Origin of the sequence: Rubrivivax gelatinosus (assembly GCF_004340905.1) — a bacterium.
In the GTDB taxonomy this organism is placed as follows: domain Bacteria; phylum Pseudomonadota; class Gammaproteobacteria; order Burkholderiales; family Burkholderiaceae_C; genus Rubrivivax; species Rubrivivax gelatinosus.
Genome location: NZ_SLXD01000003.1, coordinates 74808 through 96938 on the forward strand (window position 1 = coordinate 74808; position 22131 = coordinate 96938).

A 22131-nucleotide genomic window follows, 5' to 3' on the forward strand; every position below is an offset into this window, starting at 1 on the left:
GGAGACCGGCCGTCGTGCCGGCATCGCCCGCTGGAGCCATCGGGGCAGCAGCGGCGGGCCATCGGCGGCGGCTCAGCCGCGCTGCACGGCGTACCAGGCCGCGGCCTGCCCGCGCGAGCCGGCGCCCAGCTTGTCGAGGATGTTGGCGACGTGGCGCTTGACGGTGTGCGGGCTCAGGTCCAGCGCGCGTGCGATCAGCTTGTTGCTGTCGCCGGCGGCGATGCGCTCCAGCACCTCCCACTCGCGCGTGCTCAGGCCGCCGGGCAGCGGTGCCGGTTGCGCGGCCGCCCGTGTGAAGGCCCGGCCCAGCCAGCCGCCGAGCACGCCGACGGCTTCGTCGGGCAGCGCGCCGCTCCAGTCGGCGGCGGCCAGGGCCTCGATCGCCGGGCGAGCGAACAGCGCCGCGCCCACGCCGGCGCCGCCGGCCACGCGGCGCACCGCGGTCGCCAGCTCGGCGGCAGCCGACTCGCGCCGGCCCTGCGACAGCAGCGCCGCGGCGCGGTACAGCCGCAGCTCGACGGCGTGGCCCAGGCGGTCGATGGCCTCCTCGCATTCGAGCGCCCGGCTCCAGCAGTCGATGGCCGCATCGCGCCGGCCCGCCAGCCGTTGGACGTGGCCCGCCAGGGCCTCCAGCTGGCTCGCCTGCGCGGCGGCGGCGAAGCCGTCGGCCGACGGATGGCCTTGCAGCCAGTCGAGATGGCGCACGAGGCGCTCGCGGTCGTCGAAGCGTGCGGCCACGCGGGCCGCATGCAGCCGCTGCACCCACAGCGAGGCCGGGCCGCGTGCCGTCGGATGTTCGTCGACCATGCGCTCGGCGGCGGCCAGCGCCGGCTCGCGTTCGCCGCGCAGCGCGTGCACGAAGGCCGCCAGCAACTGCGCGCTGCCGGCGACGTTGGGCGGCTCGCCCAGCCAGCGGCAGTCTTCCAGCACGGCGGCGAGTTCCTCTTCGGCGGCGGCCAGGTCGCCGCGCTGCCAGGCGTGGTGCCAGCCGGCCTGCACGCGTGCCAGCGCACGCAGCGGCAGCGGCCGGTCGCCGGCCACGCCCAGCGCGCCGCGCACGTAGCGCTGCAGCGCGGCCTCGGTGCCGGGCAGCCCGTTGAGCCGCGGCAGCGGATGCGCGCGGTACCAGAGCGAGGCGTCGTCGCAGGTCTCCAGCAGCGCCACCAGTTCGTCGAGCAGCGGTCCCAGCCGGTGCAGCGAGCCCAGGTCCAGCGCATGCCAGGTGCAGGCGACGAGCACGACGACACGCGTCTCGCGCGACATCGTTTCGCGCCGCAGCGGCCCCAGCCGCGCCGCGCTCTCGACGTGGCGGCCGAGCGCGTTGAGCGCCAGCGACTGGTAGGCCACCGCGGCACGGGCGCGGTCGGCCTCGGCGCGCGCGCACCAGCCGCGCTCGGCGGCACGCATCGACTGCAGCATCGCCTGGAAGTCCCAGCGCGCCCACGCCAGAAGGCCGCGCACCTCGTGCAGCGCCGGCGAACCGGCGGCGAACTCGGGCGGGAACAGCGCCAGCAGATGCGCCACGGTGGCCAGCGCCGCTTCGGTCAGCAGCGTCGGTGCCTGCGCCAGCAGCGCGGCCGCAGCGCCGTCGACGTCGCCGGCGTTCAGCAGCATCGGCAGCTGACGTGCCGGGTCGCTCTCGCCGGCGGCAGCGCGCTGCCACAGCGCGGCGCACTCGTCGGGCCGCTCCAGGCGCAGGCGTTCGAGCAGCGTCTCGCGGAACAGGTCGTGCAGGCGCAGCGTCGGCTCGGCGGCCTCCAGGCTGCTGACGAACAGGCCCAGGCGCTCGAGGCGTTCGATCAGCGCCGCGGCGCGGGCGTCGCCGGTGACGGCGGCAGCGCGTGCGGCGGTGAGCTCGGGCAGCACCGCGCTGCGCAGCAGGAAGTCGCGCAGGTCGGCCCGCAGCGGCTCGATCACCTCCTCGTCGAGGAAGTCGCGGATCGCACGTTCGCCGGCCGCGGCGCTGCGCGCGCCGTGCGCCAGCGCCAGCCGCAGGCCGGCGGGCCAGCCCCGTGTGCGTGCTGCCAGCGGGTTGGTGTCCGGGCCGGCGGCTTCGAGCACGCCGGCCAGCGCCTCGGCTTCTTCGGCGGCGAACTGCAGCTCGTGGCGCCGGAACTCGGCCAGCTCGCCGGCGGCGCGCCAGCGTGCCAGCGACAGCGGCGGGTCCTCGCGCGCCGCGACGGCCACCGTCCAGCGCGGGCCCAGGCGCTCGAGCACGCCGTCGAGCAGCTCGAAGAAGGCGGGATCGGCGACGCGGTGCAGGTCGTCGAAGACGATGACGCCATGCGCCACCTCGCAGGATTCGAGCGCGTCGAGCAGTTCGGCAGCCATCCGGGCGCGGCCGCCAGCGTCGTCGACACGCGCCAGCAGCGCCTCGGGCGCGGTGCGCCACGGCAGGTCATAGGGTTCGAGCGCGGCGACCAGGCACGCGAGCAGGCGGTGCAGGTCGTCGTCGGCGTCGGCTGACACCCAGGCCAGGGCGGTGCCGGCGGGCAGCCGGGCGAGCTGGCGTGCCAGCGCCGTCGTCTTGCCATAGCCGGCGGCGGCACAGACCAGCACCAGCCGCTGCGACAGCAATGCGCCGAGCAGGCGGGCGTCGAGCGCCGGGCGCTCGATCCAGGTGCCGGCGCTGCCGGCGCGTGGCCGCGGCGGCTGGATCTTGGTGCGGGCGAAGCTCATGCCGCGGACCCCCCCGGTGGCGGCGGACGCCGGATTCTGCGTCGAGCGCCACCGGCCGCGCCTCGGGAGTGTCCGCGACAGGGTTTGCGCGCTGTCCATCGGCGCATGGTCGCGTGCACCGCGTGCCGGCGCCCGTGATCTGCGACGAAATGCACGCCTGCCGCGACGAATGGCGGCGTGGCGCCCGGCCACGACGCTGCGTCAAGGTCGCCGGGTGACCTCTGGTTACACTCGATCGAGCGGCGCCCGGCGCCGTTCCAACGAGGGAGAACTGATGTCAAAACGAATTCAATGGACGGCGCTTGCCGCCGCCGCCATGCTCGCCGGCTGCGCGACGGAGTCGTCGCGCACCGTCGAAGTGGCGAAGGTCTCGACCGCCGCCGCACCGTACGTCGGTGTGCGCCTGCCGGTGTCGATCGGCAAGTTCGACAACCGCTCCAACTTCATGCGCGGCGTCTTCACCGACAACGTCGACCGGCTGGGCAGCCAGGCCAAGTCGACGCTGATCTCGCACCTGCAGCAGTCGCAGCGTTTCAACGTGCTTGATCGTGACAACCTGAGCGAGACGCGCCAGGAGGCGCAGTTCAAGTCCCAGGCGCAGGCGATCCGGGGCGCGGACTACGTGCTGACGGGCGACATCACCGAGTTCGGCCGCAAGGAGGTGGGTGACCATCAGCTCTTCGGGCTGCTCGGCAAGGGCAAGTCGCAGGTGGCTTATGCGAAGGTGACGCTCAACGTCGTCGACAGCTCGACGTCGGAGGTGGTCTATTCGGTCCAGGGCGCCGGCGAGTACCAGTTGTCGACGCGGGAAGTCGTCGGCTTCGGCGGCACCTCCAGTTATGACGCCACGCTCAACGGCAAGGTCCTGGACCTCGCCATCCGCGAGGCCGTGGAGCGCCTCGTGGGCGGGGTCGATGGCGGCCAGTGGGGCCGTGCGGGAGCGCGTCGATGAGCCGTCGCGCCCTCGCCGCGCTCGGGGCCGTGCTGGCCGCGACGCTGGCCGGGTGCGCCACGGCGCCCCCGACGCTCTATCACTGGGGCGACTATCAGCGTCAGATCTACCAGTCGCTGAACGCGGACGACAGCAGTCCTCAGGAGCAGCTGCAGCAGTTGCAGCAGCAGGCCGAGAAGGCGCGCGCCGGCAATGCCGCGCTGCCGCCGGGTTTCCGCGCCCATGTCGGCCTGCTGATGCTGCGCCTCGGGCGTGATGCCGACGCGGCCGCGCAGTTCCAGGCCGAGAAGCAGGCGTTCCCCGAGTCGACCGCCTACATGGACTTCCTGTTGCGACGCCTGCAGCCCGCCCAGGCTGCGGCGCGCTGAGGTGACCCGATGACGATTTCCAAGTTGTCCGCTGCCCGTGCCCCGCGCTGGGCGTTGGTGGCCGCGGTGGCGGCTGCCCTGGGCGGCTGTGCCACGACCGCGCCTTACGACTACACCGCGTTCAGGGAGAGCCGCCCGGCGTCGATGCTGATCCTGCCGCCGGTCAACAACACCAACGAGGTGAAGGCGACCCACGGCGTGCTGGCCCAGGCGACCCAGCCTCTGGCCGAGGCCGGCTACTACGTCCTGCCGGTGGGTCTGGTCGACGAGACCTTCAGGCAGAACGGCCTGACCCAGGCGGCCGACATCCAGGAGGTGTCGACGGCCAAGCTGCGCGAGATCTTCGGTGCCGACGCCGCGGTCTACCTGAAGGTGACGCAGTACGGCACGACCTACAAGGTGCTGAGCAGCGACACCACGGTCGCGGTCGAAGGCCGCATCGTCGACCTGCGCAGCGGCCGTGTGCTCTGGGAGGGCAGTGCACGCGCGTCGTCGGCCGAGCAGAGCAGCAGCAATCAGGCGGGGCTGATCGGCGTGCTGGTCGAGGCGGTGGTCAAGCAGATCATGCACACCGTGTCGGACGCCAGCTATCAGTACGCAGGCACTGCCGATGCGCGCCTGCTCACGCCGCACAAGCCCAACGGCGTGCTCTACGGCCCCCGCTCGCCGAACTACGGAAAGGACTGAGTCCGGACGAGCAAGGCCGGAAGGCCTTGCTCGCCGGACTCAGGCCCGAGCGCGATTTCACGCGCGAGGGCTGAGTCCCCAAGGAGGCCGGAAGGCCTTGCTCGCCGGACTCAGGCCCGAGCGCGATTTCACGCGCGAGGGGTGACTCCTGCCTCGGGCCTCGCGCTCAAGGCGCCAGCCGCTCCCGCACCCACGCCCCGCCGTCCAGGCGGTAGCGCAGCCGGTCGTGCAGCCGGCTCTTGCGGCCCTGCCAGAACTCCCAGCCATCGGGCACGAGGCGGTAGCCGCCCCAGTGCGGCGGCCGCGGCGGGGACAGCGCGTAGCTCGCCGCGTACTTCGCCGCGTTGGCGACCAGCGTCGCGCGCGAGGGGATCACCCGGCTCTGCGGCGAGGCCCAGGCGCCGATGCGCGAGTCCAGCGGCCGCGAGGCGAAATAGGCGTCCGACAGCTCCGGCTCGGTCTTCTCGACCCGGCCTTCGATGCGCACCACACGCTCCAGCTCGATCCAGTGGAACTGCAGCGCGGCAAAGGGATGGATCTCCAGCTCGCGGCCCTTGCGGCTCTCGTAGTTGGTGTACCAGACGATGCCGCGTGCGTCGAAACCCTTGATCAGCACGACGCGGGTCGACGGCCGGCCGTCGGCGCCGACGGTGGCCACGGTCATCGCGTTCGGTTCGGGCACCTGGGCGTCGATCGCCTGCTTCATCCAGCGCTCGAACTGGCGCAGCGGGTCGGCGTCGGAGGCGGTTTCGTCGAGCGCGTCGCGCTCGTAGCTCTTGCGGAGGGCAGCCAGGTCCATGGGCCGAGTATAGGAAGCCGCCGGCGCCGCCCCCGCCGGCGCGCGCCCCCGCGGTGCTTCCCTTACGTGGAACGCCGTAGGTGATGGCCCCACTGCCGGCGGCCCCCCGGCGCGGCCATTCTTGGCGCCACGGGGAGCCGACGGGAAGGCGAGCGCCATGAACACGAGCCCGACGATCGTCGTGCTGGCTGCCGGGCAGGGGAGACGTTTCCACCCGGCGCGGCACGAGCTGGAACAGCCGCTGGCCGGCTCCACGGTGCTTGGCACGACGGTGGGCCACGCTCGCCAGACCGGCTTGCGCGTGCTCGTCGTCACGACCGAGCGTCTAGTGCCGCTGGTGCTGCCGCAGCTGAATCTGCGCGACCTGCTGGTGCTCGACGAGGCCAACGCCCAGCGCGGCGCGGGCCACTCGATCGCCGCCGGCGTGCGCGACAGCCCCGACTCCGCGGGCTGGCTGGTGCTGCCCGGCGACATGCCGATGGTGCGGCCGCAGACGATGGCCGCCGTGGCGCGCTCGGTCGCGCTGCACGCGGTGGCGTTCGCGCAGCACGGCGGACGCCGCGGGCACCCGGTGGGGTTCGCCGCCGAGCTGTACTCGGAGCTGGCGTCGCTGCGGGGCGACGACGGCGCGCGTCGCCTGCTGGCGCGTTATCCGGCCGTCGGCGTCGAGGTCGAGGATCCGGGCGTGCTGGCCGACGACGACACCGACGACGACCTGGACTCGCTGCGCCGGCCGACGCGCCGCGCCGCAGCGGGCTGATCGTCGGTGTGCACCGGCAGCCCGGCGCCGGCCGCAACCCGCATCAGGCGCTCGATCTCACGGTCGTGCACACCTCGCTCGCGCAGCGCACCGGCGGTCTCGGCCAGGTACTGCAGCGTCGTGCCGTAGCGGCCGCGGGCGTGGCGCAGGATCGCGACGACGTCCTCGTCGCAGAGCCGGCCGGTGTAGTGCTCGCTGCGCCGGCTGAGCGTGAAGGCCAGCGCCGCCACCGTGCCCTGCGGCGTCTGGCAGGGCAGGAAACGCGGGTCGTAGATGCCGCCGCCGACCATCTCGCGGTCCCACAGGCGCTCGAGTTCGGCCTCGGCGGTTTCCGGGCGCATGCGGTAGACGAAGCCGCGGCAGGCCCCGCCGCCCATCAGCGCGAAGACGAGGCCCGGCTGCTGCGGCGTGCCGCGGTTGATCTGCGAGCGCATGCGCAAGGCGCGGTGCCAGCCGCGCACCAGCGCGGGGCGGTGCTCGGCGGCCTCGAACTCCGGGCGCCAGATCAGCGAGGCGTAGCCGAAGACCCACAGGTCGCCGCGCCCGCCCCACTGCGCACGCAGCAGCGCCAGCCGGGCGGCGGGATCGTGCGGGCAGGCGCTCACGGGTGCGAGCGCGCCTTGGGGCGCGAGAGCCGGTTCATGGTCTTCATTGTCGGCAACGGAAGCATTGCAATGACGGTGCCGCAGCCGGCGCCACGATGTCCCCGGGAAGCCCTTCACGAAATCGCGATGTAACTAGATTACCCCGTTTTCGGTGCTATGGTTACGGCTGGAGGTCAGCATGAAGCCCGCCATCCAAGCCATCACCGATCGCATCCGGGAACGCAGCGCCGACACGCGTGCGGCCTATCTTCAACGCGTGGACCGCCTCGCGCGCCGACCGCGCGGCGCCGACCGCATGGGTTGTGCCAACGTCGCGCACGCCTTCGCGGCGCTGCCGGGCGACGCCAAGCTGAGGGTCGTCGCCGAACACGCACCCAACCTCGCGATCGTCACCGCCTACAACGACATGCTGTCGGCGCACCAGCCCTTCGAGGGTTTCCCGGCGGTGATCCGCGACGAGGCCCGGCGCCACGGCGCCAGCGCGCAGGTCGCCGGCGGCGTGCCGGCGATGTGCGACGGCGTCACCCAGGGCCTGCCGGGCATGGAGCTGAGCCTGTTCTCGCGCGACACGATCGCGATGGGCACGGCGATCGCGCTGTCGCACGACGTCTTCGACGGCGCGCTGATGCTGGGCATCTGCGACAAGATCGTGCCGGGGCTGCTGATCGGCGCGCTGCACTTCGGCCACCTGCCGACGGTCTTCGTGCCCGCCGGGCCGATGAGCACCGGGCTGGCCAACGAGGACAAGGCCAAGGTGCGCGAGCAGTACGCGCAAGGCCTGGTCGGGCGCGACACGCTGCTGGCCGCCGAGTCCGCCGCCTACCACGGCCCGGGCACCTGCACCTTCTACGGCACCGCCAACAGCAACCAGATGCTGATGGAGGCGATGGGCCTGCACGTGCCCGGCGCCGCCTTCGTGCACCCGCACGAAGGCCTGCGCGAGGCGCTGACACGCGAGGCCGTGCGCCGTGTGCTGGCGATCGGCGCCGGCGGCGACTTCACGCCCATCGGCCGCCTCGTCGACGAGCGTGCGATCGTCAACGCGATGGTCGCGCTGCTGGCCACCGGCGGCAGCACCAACCACCTGATCCACTGGGTGGCGGTGGCGCGTTCGGCGGGCATCACGATCGACTGGAGCGACTTCGCCGCGCTGTCGGCCGAGGTGCCGCTGCTGGCGCGTGTCTACCCCAACGGCGCCGCCGACGTGAACCAGTTCCAGGCCGCCGGCGGCCCGGGCTACGTGATCGGCGAGCTGCTGCGCGCCGGCTGCCTGCACCCCGACGTGGCGACCGTCGCCGGCCCCGGCCTGGAGCGCTACGCGACGCGGCCGGCGGCCACCGAGGCCGGCGCTCTCGACTGGACGCCGGTCGGCGCCAGCGGCGACGCCGCGATCCTGCGCCCGGCCGACGCGCCGTTCTCGCCGACCGGCGGCTTGAAGCTGCTGCAGGGCAACCTGGGCCGCGCGGTGATCAAGGTCTCGGCGGTGCCGGCCGAGCGCCACGTGATCGAGGCGCCGGCGCGTGTCTTCGACGACCAGGAGTCGCTGCAGGCGGCGTTCAAGGCCGGCGAACTCGACCGCGACCTCGTCGCCGTCGTGCGTTTCCAGGGGCCCAACGCCAACGGCATGCCCGAGCTGCACAAGCTGACGCCGCCGCTGGCGGTGCTGCAGGGCAAGGGTTACCGCGTCGCGCTGGTCACCGACGGCCGCATGAGCGGCGCTTCGGGCAAGGTGCCCGCGGCGATCCACGTCAGCCCCGAGGCGCTGGCCGGCGGCCCGCTGGCCCGGGTGCGCGACGGCGACCTGCTGCGCCTGGACGCCGACGCCGGCACGCTGCAGGCACTGGTCGACGCCGTCGAATGGGCCGCGCGCACGCCGGCCACCATCACCCCGGACCAGGCGGCCGCCAATGGCCACGACCTGGGCCGTGAACTGTTCGCGGGCCTGCGCCGCAACGCCCGCTGCGCCGAGGAGGGCGCCGTCACATGGCTCTGAAGCCGATCGAACTCGCCGCCCCGGGACCCGTGATCCCGGTCATCGTCATCCAGCGTGTCGAGGACGCGCTGCCGCTGGCCGAGGCGCTGCTGGCCGGCGGCGTGCGCGTGCTCGAGGTCACGCTGCGCACACCGGCCGGGCTGGAGGCGATCCGCCGCATCGCGCGCGAACTGCCCGAGGCGCTGGTCGGCGCGGGCACCGTGCGCAACGTCGCCGACGCCCAGGCGGCGCTCGACGCCGGTGCACGTTTTGCCGTCAGCCCGGGTTACACCGCCGAGATCGGCCGCGCCTGCCGCCAGATCGGGCTGCCGCTGCTGCCTGGCGTGGCCACGCCCGGCGAGGTGCTGGCGGCGATGGCCGACGGCTACGACTTCCTGAAGTTCTTCCCGGCCGCCGCGGCCGGCGGCATCCCGGTGCTCAAGGCCCTGGCCGGGCCGTTCCCGGACATCGCCTTCTGCCCGACCGGCGGCCTGACGCCGGAGAACGCGCGCCAGTACCTGGCGCTGCCCAACGTCAAGGTCTGCGGCGGCTCGTGGCTGTCGCCGCAGGCGACGATCGACGCCGGAGACTGGGCGCAGATCACCCGGCTGGCGCGCGCCGCGCAGGCGCTGCGCGAGGACTGAGATCGACCCGGCGGCCTGCCGGCCGCCGGTGCGCCCGTCAGGCGCGCAGCGAGTCCGCGGGCGCGGCCGCCTCGGCGCGCTGGATCAGCTCGACCTTGTAGCCGTCGGGATCGGTGATGAAGGCGATCACCGTCGAGCCGCCCTTGACCGGGCCGGCGTCGCGCGTGATGTTGCCGCCGGCGGCGCGGATCTTGTCGCAGGCCGCGTAGGCGTCGGGCACGCCGATGGCGATGTGGCCGTAGGCCGTGCCCATCTCGTACGACGACACGCCGTGGTTGTAGGTGAGCTCGATCTCGGCGTGCTCGGGGTTCGAGCCGTAGCCGAGGAAGGCGAGCGAATAGCCGTGGGCGGCGTTGTCGCTGGTGCGCAGCAGCGTCATGCCCATGACCTTCGTGTAGAAGTCGATCGACCGTTGCAGGTCGCCGACGCGCAGCATCGTGTGGAGCAGTCTCATGGCGCGGATTGTCCCGCAGCCCGCTGCGGCCCTCAGACGGGCACGGTGTAGTTGAGCGTCATGCGCCCGCCGTCGACGACGACGATCTCGCCCGTGACGTAGCTGGCGGCGTCCGACAGCAGCCAGGCGCAGACGTCGGCCACCTCGCCGGGCTCGCCCAGGCGCTTCATCGGCGTGCGGCTCATGATGCGCGCCTTGGCCTCGTCGCTGGTCAGCACCGCGTTCTTCGCCAGCTCGGTGGCGATGGTGCCCGGCGCGACGGCGTTGACACGCACGCCGCGGTCGGCGAGCGACAGCGCCATCACGCGCGTGAGCTGGTCGACGGCGCCCTTGCTGGCGTTGTAGCTGGCGATCGACGGGATCGTCAGCCGGCCGTTGACCGAGCTCATGTTGACGATCGCGCCGCCCCCGGCCTTGACCAGCTCGCGCGCGACCGCCTGGCCGACGAGGAACGAACCCTTCAGATTGACGGCGATGACCGCGTCCCAGTCGGCTTCGTCGACCTCCAGGAAGTCCGCGGCCTTGAAGATGCCGGCGTTGTTGACCAGGCCGTCGACACGGCCGAAGGCCGCCAGCGTCGCCGCCAGCGCGGCCTCGACCTCGGTCTTCTGCGAGACGTCGCAATGGGCGTAGACGGCGCGGTGGCCGGCGGCCGTCAGCTCGGCGGCCAGGCGCCGGCCGGCGTCGTCGGCCACGTCCCAGAGCGCGACCGCGGCGCCGTCGCGCACGAGGCGGCGGGCACAGGCCTCGCCGATGCCTTGCGAGGCGCCGGTGATGACGACGACGCGGCCATCGAGGCCGAAATGAACGCCTTGCTGCATGGGGACGGGCGGCCGGGCCGCGGCGGGTTCGACGGGCCCGCAGTGTAAGCACGCCCGGCGCGCCAGGCGTGTCGACCCCTGCAGCTGCGGTGGCGGCCCCGCGCGGTCTAAGAGTCCCCGGCGGACTTGCTACGCGAGCGCTGCCGCGTGCGCGCCGGTGCGTGCGGCGCGGCGCAGCGAGACGGCATCGGCGGGCGCGGCCGCGGCATCGCGGCCGGCGTCGAGGTGGAACAGCTGCACCGCTTCGGTCACGGTGTCCGCCTTGAAGCGCAGCTGCTGCGCGGCGGCCGCGATCTCCTCGACCAGCGCGGCGTTCTGCTGCGTGATGCCGTCGATGCGCGCGACCGCGGTGTTGATCTGCGAGATGCCCTGCAGCTGCTCGTCGGCGCCGTGGCTGATGCCCGAGACGACGCTGCCCACCCGCTGCACGGTGCCGACGGCCGCGGCGATGGTCTCGCGCGCGGCCGCGCTCAGCCGGTTGCCGGCCTCGACCTTCTCGGACGAGTCGACGATCAGCTGCTTGATCTCGCGGGCCGCGGTGGCCGAACGCTGCGCCAGCGCACGCACCTCGCCGGCCACCACGGCGAAACCGCGGCCCTGTTCGCCGGCGCGTGCGGCCTCGACGGCGGCGTTGAGCGCCAGGATGTTGGTCTGGAAGGCGATGCCGTCGATGACCTGGATGATCTCGCCGATGCGCCGCGACGAGTCGCTGATCACCTGCATCGTCTGCGTCACCTGGTCGACCGCCTCGCTGCCGCGGCGGGTGACGGCCGATGCCTCGTCGGCGAGCTTGGCAGCCTCGGCGGCGGCCGAGGCGCTCTGGCGCACCGTGCTCGTGATCTGCTCCATCGACGAGGCCGTTTCCTGCAGGTTGGAGGCCTGGGTTTCGGTGCGCACCGACAGGTCCTGGTTGCCGGTGGCGATCTCGCAGGTGGCGTCGCGCATGTGCTCGACCTCGTTGCGGGCGTCGCGCACGATCGAACGCAGGTTGACGTTGAGCTGGTTCAGCGCCTTCGCGAGGTTGCCGAAGGCGTCGTTGCCCGGCTTCGGCAGGCGTTCCGTCAGGTCGCCGGCGGCCATGCGGTTGGCGAAGTTGAGCAGCGGCGACAGCGGCGCCAGCACCAGGCGCGCAAACACGGCCGCCCCGGCGGTGCAGCCCAGCAGCACGCAGGCGATGACGGCGTACCAGCCCATGAAGTGGCCGACCATGGCGCTGCTGCCCGCCAGCAGCGCGGTCGCCAGCATCAGCGGCACGTGCCGGCGCAGGCGCGACAGGCGCCGCAGCCGCCCCAGGGCCGTGGCGCGGTACGGGGTGCCCGCCGCGAGCTTGAGCGTCGTGCGGCCGCTTTCCTTCTCGCTGCGCATGCGGGCATAGAGCGCCTCGGCGCAACGCACCTCTTCGCGCGTGGGCTCGGTGCGCACCGACATGTAGCCCACCGGCCGGCCGTCGCGCATCAGCGGCGTGACGTTGGCCATCACCCAGTAGTAACGCCCGTCCTGGCGCCGGTTCTTCACCGGAGCCGACCAGGGCTGGCCGGCGCCGATGCAGGCCCACATGTCGCGGAAGGCCTCCTCCGGCATGTCGGGGTGGCGGATCAGGTTGTGCGGCTGGCCCAGGAGATCGTCCTTGACGTAGCCGCTGACCGAGATGAAGGCCGGGTTGCAGTAGAGGATCCGGCCCTTCAGGTCGGTCGTCGAGACGAGGGTTTCACCCTTGGGAAACGGATACTCCTCGTTGCTCACGGGCAGGTTCACACGCATCGACATCCTCCACTGGCATCAGTGATTGCTGGAATCGGTCCAGACGCTCGACGATAAAGATGCGATGCCTGCTAGGGATGCGAAAAAGTGTGCGAATCGCTGATTGATTTTTGCGAATAGGGCCGAGGTGATGCTGCTCGGCAAGGGGTCGGCCGGGTGCGCCTGGACTTGAGCGACGTTGCGAACGTTTACCGGCTGGCGCCGGCTTCGCGGTCCAGCCAGATCGCCATGCCCTGGGCATTGAGTTCGATGTCCAGTTCCAGCAGCTGCCGCAGTGCCGCCGGCGCCAGCGTGCAGCCGTGCTCGGCCAGGCTGGCGCGGTAGATCGCCTCCAGGCCCTCGCGAAGCGCGGCGTGGCGGGCTTCGCCGACCCCGGCAACGCGACGCCCCAGGGCCACCATCTCGTCCAGCAGCGCCAGCAGCAGCGCGCCCAGGCGCGGCACGTCGTCGACGCGGCCGTAGTGGGTCAGGAACATCGAGCGCGGCGAGCGTGCGAGCAGGCGCCGGACCGAGGCCTTCAGGGCCTCGGGCTCGAACTGCACCGGCGTCGAGGTGGGCAGCAGCCAGGCGCCGCGCTCGCTGTCGAACTCGCGGTACGACAGGCCGAAGGTGTCGCCGGTGAACCAGCCCTGCGAGGCTTCGTCCCAGATGCAATGGTGGTGGCGGGCGTGGCCCGGCGTGTCGGCGAACTCGAGCGTGCGGCCGGCCAGCGAGATCCGCTGGCCGTCGCTGCTGCTGTCCACGCGATCGGCGGGCACCGGCACCAGCGTGCCGTAGTTGCGCTGCATCTCGGCCTCGCCATAGACCGCGCTGGCGCCGGCCCAGATCTGCGACGGGTCGACGAGGTGGCGTGCGGCGCGTGGGTGCGCCATCACGCGTGCCGCCGGCAGCGCCTGCATCAGCAGGCCGACGCCGCCGGCGTGGTCGAGGTGGATGTGGGTGGGGATGACCCAGTCGACGGCGTCGTGCGGCAGCCCCAGTGCGGCCAGCGCCTCGAGGATGCGCGGCAGCGCGTGGTTGGTGCCGGCGTCCACGATCGCCGCGCGGCCGCCGTGCAGCACGAGGTAGGCGGCGTCGAAGCGCGGGCGGTGGAAGCCGGTGTCGACGGCGTAGATGTCGTGCCCGCAGGGCTCGACGAAGGAGGGAAGGGCGGTGGCACTCATGCGCCGATTGTCGGCGCGGCCGCGGCCCGGGTGGCGCCAGACCGTGCAGGCGGCCCGCCTTCAGCGGGCCGCTCGGGGCTGGTCAGTGGGCCGCCAGCCAGAGGTGGGCGATCTCGGCGACGCCGTCGTGGCCCTTGACGCTGCGCAGCGTCTGCGCGGCGGCCGCCTTCTGCCCGGCCTGTGCCTGCGCCTGGCCCAGTCGCAGCTTGGCGTCCTCGGGGCGGCGCAGGCCGCCCTTGGAGATGCCCTTCTGGATCAGCGCCGCACCCTTGTCGGCCTGGCCCATCGAGGCGTAGGCGAAACCGACCTTGACCAGGTCGTCGCCGCTCTTCTCGGCAGCGGCCGCCTCAGCCTGCTGCGCGATGTCGGCCTTGAGCTGGGCCTCCTGCTTGAGCGCCAGGTCGCGCAGGCGCTGGTGGCGCGTGGCCTCGGCACCGCTGCCCAGCGCGCCGGCCTTGTAACCCTGCTCGACGATGCGCACGGCCTCGCTCGGCAGGCCGGCCTGCAGCGCGAGCTGCGCCATCTCCATGTACTCGTCGGTCTTGCCCAGCGCGCCGACGGCCAGCTTCAGCCGCATGACGTCGAGCGCGAAACGGTCCGCGAACCCGCTCTTGCGCTGCAGTCGGCCCAGGTAGGCCGTCCAGTAGTCCTTCTTCGGGTAATAGGTGACCAGTTTCTCGAGCGTGCCGACGTAGCCGTTGGTGTTGCCGGTGCGCTGCTGGGCGTCGGCCAGGCGCAGCAGGTCGCCTTCGTCGGGCTTGCGGCCGGCCTGCTCGGCGGCGGCCACGGCCGCGCCGGCGTCGCGCGCGATCGCGTTGTAGTCACCGCTGGCCGACTGCAGATAGGCCTGCAGCTGCTTGATCGTGGCGCTGTTGTTGCCCGCAGCCACCGCCTTGTTCAGCCATTCGTTGGCCTTGGCGGTGTTGCGCAGCTGGGCATAGGCGGCGGCGAGCTGCTCGGCGAGCTGGCCGAGCTCGTTGCCGCCGGCCTTGGCGGCGAGCGCCTCGAGGGCCTGGGCAGCGACCGCGTAGTCACCGGCGCGCTGGGCGGCGGCGGCCTTCATGCGGTCGATGGTCTGCTGTTCGGCAGCGCTTCGGCCGCCGACGCTCTCGGCCTCGCGCACCTTGGCGAGCGCCTCGCGCGCCTTGCCCGCCTTCAGCAGTTCGCCCGCCTGCTGCAGCGGCTTGCCGATCTCGGCACGCAGCCCCTGGGCCCCGGCGACGGACAGCCAGCCGGCGGTGACGAGGCAGAGGGCAAGGGTTCGCAGCTTGGTCTTCATCTCTTGGGTTCCTCGGCGAACCGCCTGCCAGCAAACGGCACGCCAGGTGGAGGGGTGCGGTAATGTCAAGCGGACGCCGCGGACGGGCTCTGCCCGCCCGCTGGCGTCGCCCCCTCGAGGGGGAGCGGCGCAGCCGCTTCGGGGGTGGTCGTCAATTCATGAACTGCTCGTTGCCGACGATGCCGATCTTGGTCACGCCCAGGCGCTGGGCGCTGGCCATGATCATCGCGACGACCTTGTAGGTCACGAGCTTGTTCGGGCGCAGGTGCACCTCGGCCTGGTCGGCCGCGGCGGCGACGGAGGCCAGCTTGGCTTCCAGCGTCGCGCGGTCGGGCACGATCTCGCCGTTCCAGCCGATGGTGCCGTCGAAGTCGACGTCGATGCGGATGATCTCCGGCGGCTGCGGCGGCGGCGCCGCGTTGTTCGGCGTCGGCATGTTCATCTTCACCGCGTGCGTCTGGATCGGGATGGTGATGATGAACATGATCAGCAGCACCAGCATCACGTCGATCAGCGGCGTGGTGTTGATGTCCACCATCACGTCGTCTTCGGCGGCGGAACCTACTTGCATGGCCATGGTTGTTCTCCTCAGCGCGGCGCGACGCCGGCAGGCGGCTCGGTGATGAAGCCGACCTTGAAGATGCCGGCGCGCTGGCAGGCCACGACGACACGGCCCACGGACTCGTAGCGCACCTCGCCGTCACCGCGGATGTGCACCTCGGGCTGCGGCTCCTTGACCGATTCGGTCTTCAGGCGGTTCACCAGCGCCTCGATGTCCGGCAGACGTTCGATGCCCCAGAAGATCTCGCCGTCGCGGTTGACCGCGATGACGATGTTCTCGGGCTTGGTCTGCAGCGGGATGTTGCGTTCCTTGGGCAGTTCGAGCTTGATCGACTGCGTGACCACGGGAATCGTGATCAGGAAGATGATGAGCAGCACCAGCATCACGTCCACCAGCGGCGTGGTGTTGATCGAGCTGTTGAGCTGCTCCTCCCCGCCGTTCTCGGCGGGGCCTACTTGCATCGCCATCGCGATCTCCTGGAGGACGACGGCCGCCCGGTGCCGCACGCGCTGCCGTGCCCGCAGGCACGGCCGTCACGGCGGCGGCGGCCGATCGGCATCACGTCAGCGCTTGCCGGCGATCAGCACGTTGTGCAGGTCGGCGCTGAAGCTGCGGACCTGGTCCAGCACGGCCTTGTTGCGACGGATCAGCCAGTTGTAGCCCATGACGGCCGGCACGGCGACGGCCAGGCCGATGGCGGTCATGATCAGCGCTTCACCGACCGGGCCGGCGACCTTGTCGATCGAGGCCTGGCCGCTGATGCCGATGCGCACCAGCGCGTTGTAGATGCCCCAGACGGTGCCGAACAGGCCGACGAACGGCGCGGTCGAGCCGACGGTCGCCAGGAAGGCCAGGCCGTCGGTCAGGCGGCCCTGGATGTTGCCGACGGCGCGCTCGACGCTCATCGTCACCCAGGTGTGCTTGTCGATCGACTCGACCATCGTGCCTTCGTGATGATCACTGGCCTTGATGCCCGACTCGGCGATGTAGCGGAAGGCCGAGCCTTCCTCGAGTGCGGTGACGCCGGCCTTCACCGAGTTCGCCTTCCAGAAGGCCTCGGCCGACTCGCGCGCGCTCTTCATCATCGAACGCTGCTCGTACAGCTTGGTGAAGATGATGTACCAGCTGCCCATCGACATGATCACGAGGATGATCAGCGTGCCCTTGGCGACGAAGTCGCCTTGCTGCCACAGGGCCTGCAGGCCGTAGGGGTTGTCCACCGCTTCGTGTTCGGTGGCGTCGGCCGGCGCCGTGGCGGCCGGCGGGGCGGCGGTGTCAGCCTGGGCCAGGGCGGGTTGGGTGCCGAACGCGGCGACCAGCGCGACCATCATCGCCGCCAGCGACGATCGCATCAGTTTCATCAAGGACATCGTGCCTCCAAGGGGAAAGAACGCCGGCTCGAGCGCCGCACGTGGGTAAGAGCGTCGCCGCGCGGACGCGGCGAGACGCGACAACAGGGTGCCTCGTTACTCGAGGTTCCAGACGTATTCGACTTCGGCCTGCCCGCCGACCGGGTTGCCCTGCTCGTCGGTGCCCGGCTTGAACTGGCACTGGCTGAGCTTGCTGACGGCCACGCGGTCGAGCAGCTTGTGCTCACGCGACGGGCCTGCCGAACGCACCAGTTCCGATTTCGCGACGCGACCGCTCGCGTCCACGGTGAACCGGACCTTGGTGGTACCCGTGGCCTCGGCGCGCACCGCCGCGGGCGGGTAGTCGTCGCGCGTCGGGGCGCAGGAACGGGCACTGATGATCGTCGGGCGCACGTTGCGCGGCGCCGGCGGTGCTTCGGCGCGCGGGACCGTGACGGCCTGCGGCGGCGGCGCCACCGTGGTCGTCGTGATCGTCGGCGCCGGCGTCGGCGGCGGGTTGACGTTGACTTCGGGCGGCGGCACGAACGACGGCGGCGGCGGCGCGAACTTGGGCGGCGGCGGGAGGTTCTCCGGCGGCGGGGGCTCCGGCGGCTTGACCTCCTCGATGATCTTGGTTTCGATCGGGGCCTTGATGACCTCGACCATCCGCTGTGCGAGACCCGAGAGCAGCGCCCAGCCGAGCAGCAGGTGCAGGGCGAGAACGATGCCGATCCCAACGGCGTGCTTGCCCGGGTTTCGTTGTTGCTGGGCGTAATCCACTCAGAATCCTCCAGGAGTTCCCGCTCCGCCATCCGGAGCCGGAACCCGTGACCAAATGCTCGCGCGGCCTCGTGGACCGCAGGCGGCCTGGTCGACCGCGAAGCGCGGGACTATAGCGCGAAAGTCAAGGGCTCCCGGCCGGGGGCTTGCCCTGGAACGGAAGCGCCTGTCCACGCTCCTGCCGTGCGATGCAAGTTCGGGGCCAGCCGCGTGCCTGCTGTCGCGCCCTTGGTGTGCCGGCGCTCGGGGGCCCGATCTCCGGGCTTCGACGCCCCGGCCGGCGACCCCTGGATCGGGGGCCAGCGGCCGTCCGCGGCGGGCCGGCCGGGCACGAAAGTCGGCGTCAACTGTCAAGCGTTGACATTGTGGCGGGGCCTCGCCTCAAGGCGCGGCGGCTGGCCGTCGAAGCTGCGGACAGCGGCGCGGCACCAGCGGGCGGCTCGCGTGGAACGTCCACCGAGCGCATCCGAGGCGACCCGAGCGTCGCCTACCGGAAAGCACTGCACATGAAGCTCAACTCCCTGCGTGTCGGACAGCGCCTGTGGCTGTTCGTCGGCACCTTCGCGCTCCTCGTCATCGCCGTCGTCGGCATTGCCGGCCGCTGGCTCTACGTCTCCGAGCAGGAGGCCGAGCAGTCGATCTCCGTGGCCGTACGGAAGGTCGAACTCGCCAACGCCTGGCTGCATCTGGTCGAGGTCAACATCGGGCGCGAGTACGCCGCGGCCCTCAGCACCGAACCGGCCGTGCACGCGGCCATCCTGCCGCTCAACGAGGCCAACGTCGAGAAGATGAAGACCGACATCAAGCCGCAGATCAATGCCCTGGCGACGAGCGAGGCCGAGAGGGAGATGCTCAAGGCGATCGACGTCAAGCACGCCTCGGCCCGTGCCGCGGCGCTGGCGATCTCGGACTTCAAGCACCGCGGTGACAACGCCGGCGCGCGTGCCGCGCTGGAGACGCGCTTCCTGCCGGCCATGGACATCTTCATCCCCGCGGTGCGCGAGTTCATCGCCAGCCAGCGTGCGAACGCCGACGCGGTGCGCGAGCGCGTGCTCGCCGAACGGCTGCGCATCGTCGGCGTGGCCGGCGCGCTGATCGCCGTCGTCATCGTCGCGGCGGTGCTCGGCACGATCGCGCTGCGACGCTCGATCCACGGCCCGCTGCTCGATGCGATGGCCGTCGCCGACACCATCGCCTCGGGCGACCTGACGCGCCCGGTCGTGTCCACGCGCGGCGACGAGTTCGGCGACCTGCTGCGGGCGCTGGAGTCGATGCGCCAGTCGCTGCGCACGCTCGTCGGCTCGGTCCACGCCGGAACCGAGGGCATCCAGGGCGCCAGCCGCGAGATCGCTGCGGCCAGCCGCGACCTGTCGCAGCGCACCGAGGAGTCCGCCGCCAACCTGCAGCAGACGGCCGCTTCGATGGAGCAGCTCACCGGCACGGTGCGCCAGTCGGCGCAGGCCGCCCAGGAGGCCGACGCCTGCGCCGCCGAGGCTGCCGGTGTGGCCGCGCGCGGCGGCGCGCTGGTGCAGGAAGTGGTGACGACGATGGAGTCCATCCACGGCAGCTCGACGCGCATCGCCGAGATCATCGGCGTCATCGACGGCATCGCGTTCCAGACCAACATCCTGGCGCTCAACGCGGCCGTCGAGGCGGCACGTGCGGGCGAGTCGGGCCGCGGTTTCGCCGTCGTCGCCGGCGAGGTCAGGGCGCTGGCGCAGCGCAGCGCGCAGGCGGCCACCGAGATCAAGTCCTTGATCGGCGCCTCGGTCGACCGCGTCGAGGCCGGTTCGCGCCTGGTGGCCGATGCCGGCACGACGATGCGCGACATCGTCGGCCAGGTCGGGCGCGTGGCCGCGCTCGTGGGCCGCATCAGCGCGGCGACCGGCGAGCAGAGCGACGGCCTGGAGCAGGTCAACGTCGCGGTGGCGGCGCTCGACCGCATGACGCAGCAGAACGCCGCGCTCGTCGAGCAGACCAGCGCGGCGGCCAAGGCGCTGGAGGACCAGTCGGTGCAGCTCGCGGGACAGGTCGCGCGCTTCCAGGTCGAAGGCGGCTGAGCGCCCGGGCGCAGCGCGCGCGGAACTTCGGCCGCGATCGCGGACTCTTGTAGCGGTGCGGCCCGCCGATGGAGCGGCCGCCGACGCGAACCTCCGGAGCGCGCCGACCGTCCTGCATCGTTCCTCCCCGGAGCCCGTGCGCGGTGGTGCGCGGCCGGCATACCAAGAGGAGGATGTTCCCGATGCAGTTGTTCCTGTCCGCCGGCCTGATCGCGGCGATCGTCGCCTGGGGCCTGGTCTCCCCGGCGTCGCTGGGCCTGGTCTTCGACCGCGCCCTGGCGACGATCACCGTGCACTTCGGCTGGTTGTACCTGTGGGTCGTGCTCGGCCTCGTCGTCGTCTGCGCCCTGCTGGCCTTCAGTCGCTACGGCGACCTGAAGCTCGGCGCCGACGACGAGGAGCCCGAGTTCTCGCGCGGCACCTGGTTCGCGATGCTGTTTGCCGCCGGCATGGGCATCGGCCTCGTGTTCTGGGGCGTGGCCGAACCGATCTCGCACTTCGGCGCACCGCCGCCGGGCATCACGCCGGGCACGCCCGAGGCGGCCAACGCCGCGATGCGCTACGCCTTCTTCCACTGGGGGCTGCATCCGTGGGCGGTGTACGGTGTCGTCGCGCTGGCGATCGCCTTCTTCACCTTCCGCCGCGGCCAGGCCGCGCTGATCAGCTCGGCCACCGAGTCGCTGCCCTGGCGCGGCGTGCGCATGCTGTCGCCGCTGTTCAACGTGCTCGCGGTGATCGCCACCGCCTTCGGCGTGGCGGCGTCGCTGGGCATCGGCGCGCTGCAGATCAACAGCGGCCTGAACGCCGTCTTCGGCGTGCCGGTGGGCATCGTCCCGCAGATCCTGATCATCGCGGTGACGACGGCACTGTTCCTGGGCTCGGCGCTCACCGGGGTGACGCGCGGCATCAAGTGGCTGTCGATCGTCAACCTGCTGATCGCCGCCGCGCTCGGGCTGTTCGTCTTCGCCGTCGGCCCGACGGTGGCGATCATCGACACCTTCACGACGACGCTGGGGGCCTACGTCAGCGAGTTCGTGCGCATGAGCCTGCGCATGACGCCGTTCCGCGACAGCGGCTGGGTCGGCGGCTGGACCATCTTCTACTGGGCCTGGTGGGTCGCGTGGTCGCCCTTCGTCGGCCTGTTCATCGCCCGCGTCTCGCGCGGCCGCACGATCCGCGAGTTCGTCGTCGGCACCGTGTTCGCGCCGACGCTGGCCGGTTTCCTCTGGTTCGCGATCTTCGGCGGCACGGCGCTGAACCTGCAGATCTTCGGCGGCGTGCCGATCGCCGACGCGGTCAAGGCCGACGTCTCGACGGCGATGTTCGCGATGTTCGACGCGCTGCCGCTGGGCACCGCGTTGTCGGTCGTGGCCACCGTGCTGGTGCTGGTGTTCTTCGTCACCTCGGGTGACTCGGCGACGCTGGTGCTGGGCATCATGAGTTCCAAGGGCGATCCCGATCCGAAGGGGCGCGTGAAGCTCGTCTGGGGCCTGCTCGTGGCCGGCATCGCCGCCAGCCTGCTGCTGTCCGGCGGCATCAAGGCGGTGCAGACGGCGACCATCGTCTTCGCGCTGCCGTTCACGATCGTCATCGTGCTGATGACCGCCGCGCTGTGGCGCGCGGTGCGCGAGGACTGGCAGGCCGAGCAGCGCCGCGAACGCGAGCTGCGCCGGCGCCTGCGCGAGATGGTCGGCCCCGGCCTCAACTGATGGGACTCGAGGTCGGGGCGCTGCTGCTGGCTTTCGGCAAGGCGCTGCTGTTCGCGCTCGCGACGCTGCTGCCCATCCTGAACCCGGCGGCGACGGCGCCGATCTTCCTCGGCCTGACCGAAGGCGCGAGCGACACGACGCGTGCGCTGCTGGCGCGGCGCATCGCACGCAACATGTTCGCGCTGCTCGTCGGCTCGATGCTGGTCGGCTCCTACGTGCTGGACTTCTTCGGCATCTCGCTGCCGATCGTGCGTGTCGGCGGCGGCCTCATCGTCGCCGCCACCGCCTGGCGCATGCTGAGCGTGACCCCGGCGACGATCGAGTCGCGCAGCGAGATCGCCCAGGCCTTCACGCCCGAACAGGCGCGGCGCCAGGCCTTCTACCCGCTGACCTTCCCGATCAGCTGCGGGCCGGGTTCGATCGCCGCGGCGATCACGGTCGGCGTGTCGCTGCACGACACGACGATCTCGGTGTCGCTGGCGCGCATGGGCGGGGCGATCGCCGCGCTGGTGCTGATCGGCGTCGTGCTCTACGTCGCGTTCCGCTACGCCCGGCTGCTGCTGCGCCCGCTGGGCGAGGCCGGCGCGGTGGTCTTCCTGCGCCTGTCGGCCTTCATCCTGCTGTGCCTGGGCGTGCAGATCGTCTGGGACGGCGCGAGCGAGCTGCTGCTGGGCGTGCTGCGGCCGCTGTAGCCGCCCGCCGCCGCGGGCCGCGGGCGCGCCGCGGC

General features: G+C 72.0%; 21 protein-coding genes. 9 read left to right on the forward strand and 12 right to left on the reverse strand.

The features are described from left to right. Nucleotides 1-72: 72 nt before the first annotated feature. Complete coding sequence (locus tag EV684_RS05890; RefSeq protein ID WP_132645286.1) at nucleotides 73-2679, reverse strand: LuxR C-terminal-related transcriptional regulator; 2607 nt, start codon at nucleotides 2677-2679, stop codon at nucleotides 73-75. Nucleotides 2680-2953: 274 nt separating this feature from the next. On the opposite strand from EV684_RS05890, the gene EV684_RS05895 reads away from it, so the two are divergent. Genes EV684_RS05895 through EV684_RS05905 form a run of 3 tightly spaced genes read left to right on the forward strand, consistent with a single transcriptional unit; the run spans nucleotide 2954 to nucleotide 4686 of the window. Beyond that, nucleotides 2954-3631, forward strand: coding sequence for a CsgG/HfaB family protein (locus EV684_RS05895; protein WP_132645287.1), 678 nt, complete (start codon nucleotides 2954-2956; stop codon nucleotides 3629-3631). Next, nucleotides 3628-3999, forward strand: a complete 372-nt coding sequence (locus EV684_RS05900) for a DUF4810 domain-containing protein (protein ID WP_132645288.1) — start codon at nucleotides 3628-3630, stop codon at nucleotides 3997-3999. The genes EV684_RS05895 and EV684_RS05900 overlap by 4 nt, the downstream gene beginning before the upstream one ends. Before the next feature lie 9 nt (nucleotides 4000-4008). Next, nucleotides 4009-4686 (forward strand): DUF799 domain-containing protein, encoded by a 678-nt coding sequence (locus tag EV684_RS05905; RefSeq protein ID WP_132645289.1) that lies wholly within the window; start codon nucleotides 4009-4011, stop codon nucleotides 4684-4686. A 166-nt stretch (nucleotides 4687-4852) separates the two neighbouring features. Here EV684_RS05905 and pdxH read toward each other — a convergent pair whose 3' ends face one another. Continuing rightward, nucleotides 4853-5485 (reverse strand): pyridoxamine 5'-phosphate oxidase, encoded by a 633-nt coding sequence (pdxH, locus tag EV684_RS05910; protein WP_132645290.1) that lies wholly within the window; start codon nucleotides 5483-5485, stop codon nucleotides 4853-4855. Between the two features lie 157 nt (nucleotides 5486-5642). On the opposite strand from pdxH, the gene EV684_RS05915 reads away from it, so the two are divergent. Beyond that, nucleotides 5643-6245, forward strand: coding sequence for a nucleotidyltransferase family protein (locus tag EV684_RS05915; protein ID WP_132645291.1), 603 nt, complete (start codon nucleotides 5643-5645; stop codon nucleotides 6243-6245). Here the strand turns inward: EV684_RS05915 and EV684_RS05920 are convergent. Beyond that, the gene (locus EV684_RS05920; RefSeq protein WP_132645292.1) at nucleotides 6134-6850 is read right to left on the reverse strand and encodes a gamma-glutamylcyclotransferase; all 717 of its coding nucleotides are present in this window, start codon (nucleotides 6848-6850) and stop codon (nucleotides 6134-6136) included. The two genes, EV684_RS05915 and EV684_RS05920, sit on opposite strands and share 112 nt — an antisense overlap. Before the next feature lie 178 nt (nucleotides 6851-7028). Between EV684_RS05920 and edd the strand changes: the two genes are divergently transcribed. Continuing rightward, nucleotides 7029-8843 carry a phosphogluconate dehydratase gene (edd, locus tag EV684_RS05925; protein WP_132645293.1) on the forward strand — a complete coding sequence of 605 codons (1815 nt, stop codon included), beginning with the start codon at nucleotides 7029-7031 and terminating at the stop codon, nucleotides 8841-8843. Beyond that, nucleotides 8834-9466 (forward strand): bifunctional 4-hydroxy-2-oxoglutarate aldolase/2-dehydro-3-deoxy-phosphogluconate aldolase, encoded by a 633-nt coding sequence (eda, locus tag EV684_RS05930; protein WP_132645294.1) that lies wholly within the window; start codon nucleotides 8834-8836, stop codon nucleotides 9464-9466. The genes edd and eda overlap by 10 nt, the downstream gene beginning before the upstream one ends. 37 nt (nucleotides 9467-9503) lie before the next feature. Here the strand turns inward: eda and gloA are convergent, their stop codons facing one another. From gloA to EV684_RS24575, 9 genes are all read right to left on the reverse strand, one after another. Beyond that, the gene (gloA, locus tag EV684_RS05935; protein ID WP_132645295.1) at nucleotides 9504-9920 is read right to left on the reverse strand and encodes a lactoylglutathione lyase; all 417 of its coding nucleotides are present in this window, start codon (nucleotides 9918-9920) and stop codon (nucleotides 9504-9506) included. A gap of 32 nt (nucleotides 9921-9952) precedes the next feature. Then, nucleotides 9953-10741: an SDR family NAD(P)-dependent oxidoreductase gene (locus EV684_RS05940; protein WP_132645296.1), complete on the reverse strand. Its 789-nt coding sequence runs from the start codon at nucleotides 10739-10741 to the stop codon at nucleotides 9953-9955. A gap of 129 nt (nucleotides 10742-10870) precedes the next feature. After that, nucleotides 10871-12502 carry a methyl-accepting chemotaxis protein gene (locus tag EV684_RS05945; protein WP_132645297.1) on the reverse strand — a complete coding sequence of 544 codons (1632 nt, stop codon included), beginning with the start codon at nucleotides 12500-12502 and terminating at the stop codon, nucleotides 10871-10873. A 188-nt stretch (nucleotides 12503-12690) separates the two neighbouring features. Further along, nucleotides 12691-13665, reverse strand: a complete 975-nt coding sequence (locus tag EV684_RS05950) for an MBL fold metallo-hydrolase (protein WP_132645298.1) — start codon at nucleotides 13663-13665, stop codon at nucleotides 12691-12693. Between the two features lie 82 nt (nucleotides 13666-13747). Next, nucleotides 13748-14944 carry a tetratricopeptide repeat protein gene (locus tag EV684_RS05955; RefSeq protein WP_132645299.1) on the reverse strand — a complete coding sequence of 399 codons (1197 nt, stop codon included), beginning with the start codon at nucleotides 14942-14944 and terminating at the stop codon, nucleotides 13748-13750. Nucleotides 14945-15095: 151 nt separating this feature from the next. Continuing rightward, entirely contained in the window at nucleotides 15096-15521 is a 426-nt protein-coding gene (locus tag EV684_RS05960; RefSeq protein ID WP_132645300.1) for an ExbD/TolR family protein, read from the reverse strand. An 11-nt stretch (nucleotides 15522-15532) separates the two neighbouring features. After that, nucleotides 15533-15973 (reverse strand): ExbD/TolR family protein, encoded by a 441-nt coding sequence (locus EV684_RS05965; protein WP_132645301.1) that lies wholly within the window; start codon nucleotides 15971-15973, stop codon nucleotides 15533-15535. Between the two features lie 96 nt (nucleotides 15974-16069). After that, nucleotides 16070-16876, reverse strand: a complete 807-nt coding sequence (locus EV684_RS05970) for a MotA/TolQ/ExbB proton channel family protein (protein WP_132645302.1) — start codon at nucleotides 16874-16876, stop codon at nucleotides 16070-16072. Nucleotides 16877-16972: 96 nt separating this feature from the next. Then, on the reverse strand, nucleotides 16973-17635 hold the full coding sequence (locus EV684_RS24575) for an energy transducer TonB (protein WP_310733544.1): 663 nt from the start codon (nucleotides 17633-17635) through the stop codon (nucleotides 16973-16975). 506 nt (nucleotides 17636-18141) lie between these two features. On the opposite strand from EV684_RS24575, the gene EV684_RS24580 reads away from it, so the two are divergent. The 3 genes from EV684_RS24580 to EV684_RS05990 all read left to right on the forward strand — a co-directional run bounded on the left by EV684_RS24580 (nucleotide 18142) and on the right by EV684_RS05990 (nucleotide 22096). Next, a complete protein-coding gene (locus EV684_RS24580; protein ID WP_132645303.1) occupies nucleotides 18142-19695 on the forward strand; it encodes a methyl-accepting chemotaxis protein in 1554 nt (517 codons plus the stop codon). Nucleotides 19696-19877: 182 nt separating this feature from the next. Further along, nucleotides 19878-21404: a BCCT family transporter gene (locus EV684_RS05985; RefSeq protein ID WP_132645304.1), complete on the forward strand. Its 1527-nt coding sequence runs from the start codon at nucleotides 19878-19880 to the stop codon at nucleotides 21402-21404. Further along, complete coding sequence (locus tag EV684_RS05990; RefSeq protein WP_132645305.1) at nucleotides 21404-22096, forward strand: MarC family protein; 693 nt, start codon at nucleotides 21404-21406, stop codon at nucleotides 22094-22096. Before EV684_RS05985 ends, EV684_RS05990 begins: the two co-directional genes overlap by 1 nt. Nucleotides 22097-22131: the final 35 nt, after the last annotated feature.

Bases quoted from the DNA above. Each gene is read 5' to 3' on its own strand.
- EV684_RS05890 (WP_132645286.1), bottom strand. From the start codon at position 2,679: ATGAGCTTCGCCCGCACCAAGATCCAGCCGCCGCGGCCACGCGCCGGC.
- EV684_RS05895 (WP_132645287.1), top strand. From the start codon at position 2,954: ATGTCAAAACGAATTCAATGGACGGCGCTTGCCGCCGCCGCCATGCTC.
- EV684_RS05900 (WP_132645288.1), top strand. From the start codon at position 3,628: ATGAGCCGTCGCGCCCTCGCCGCGCTCGGGGCCGTGCTGGCCGCGACG.
- EV684_RS05905 (WP_132645289.1), top strand. From the start codon at position 4,009: ATGACGATTTCCAAGTTGTCCGCTGCCCGTGCCCCGCGCTGGGCGTTG.
- pdxH (WP_132645290.1), bottom strand. From the start codon at position 5,485: ATGGACCTGGCTGCCCTCCGCAAGAGCTACGAGCGCGACGCGCTCGAC.
- EV684_RS05915 (WP_132645291.1), top strand. From the start codon at position 5,643: ATGAACACGAGCCCGACGATCGTCGTGCTGGCTGCCGGGCAGGGGAGA.
- edd (WP_132645293.1), top strand. From the start codon at position 7,029: ATGAAGCCCGCCATCCAAGCCATCACCGATCGCATCCGGGAACGCAGC.
- eda (WP_132645294.1), top strand. From the start codon at position 8,834: ATGGCTCTGAAGCCGATCGAACTCGCCGCCCCGGGACCCGTGATCCCG.
- gloA (WP_132645295.1), bottom strand. From the start codon at position 9,920: ATGAGACTGCTCCACACGATGCTGCGCGTCGGCGACCTGCAACGGTCG.
- EV684_RS05940 (WP_132645296.1), bottom strand. From the start codon at position 10,741: ATGCAGCAAGGCGTTCATTTCGGCCTCGATGGCCGCGTCGTCGTCATC.
- EV684_RS05945 (WP_132645297.1), bottom strand. From the start codon at position 12,502: ATGCGTGTGAACCTGCCCGTGAGCAACGAGGAGTATCCGTTTCCCAAG.
- EV684_RS05950 (WP_132645298.1), bottom strand. From the start codon at position 13,665: ATGAGTGCCACCGCCCTTCCCTCCTTCGTCGAGCCCTGCGGGCACGAC.
- EV684_RS05955 (WP_132645299.1), bottom strand. From the start codon at position 14,944: ATGAAGACCAAGCTGCGAACCCTTGCCCTCTGCCTCGTCACCGCCGGC.
- EV684_RS05960 (WP_132645300.1), bottom strand. From the start codon at position 15,521: ATGGCCATGCAAGTAGGTTCCGCCGCCGAAGACGACGTGATGGTGGAC.
- EV684_RS05965 (WP_132645301.1), bottom strand. From the start codon at position 15,973: ATGGCGATGCAAGTAGGCCCCGCCGAGAACGGCGGGGAGGAGCAGCTC.
- EV684_RS05970 (WP_132645302.1), bottom strand. From the start codon at position 16,876: ATGTCCTTGATGAAACTGATGCGATCGTCGCTGGCGGCGATGATGGTC.
- EV684_RS24580 (WP_132645303.1), top strand. From the start codon at position 18,142: ATGAAGCTCAACTCCCTGCGTGTCGGACAGCGCCTGTGGCTGTTCGTC.
- EV684_RS05985 (WP_132645304.1), top strand. From the start codon at position 19,878: ATGCAGTTGTTCCTGTCCGCCGGCCTGATCGCGGCGATCGTCGCCTGG.
- EV684_RS05990 (WP_132645305.1), top strand. From the start codon at position 21,404: ATGGGACTCGAGGTCGGGGCGCTGCTGCTGGCTTTCGGCAAGGCGCTG.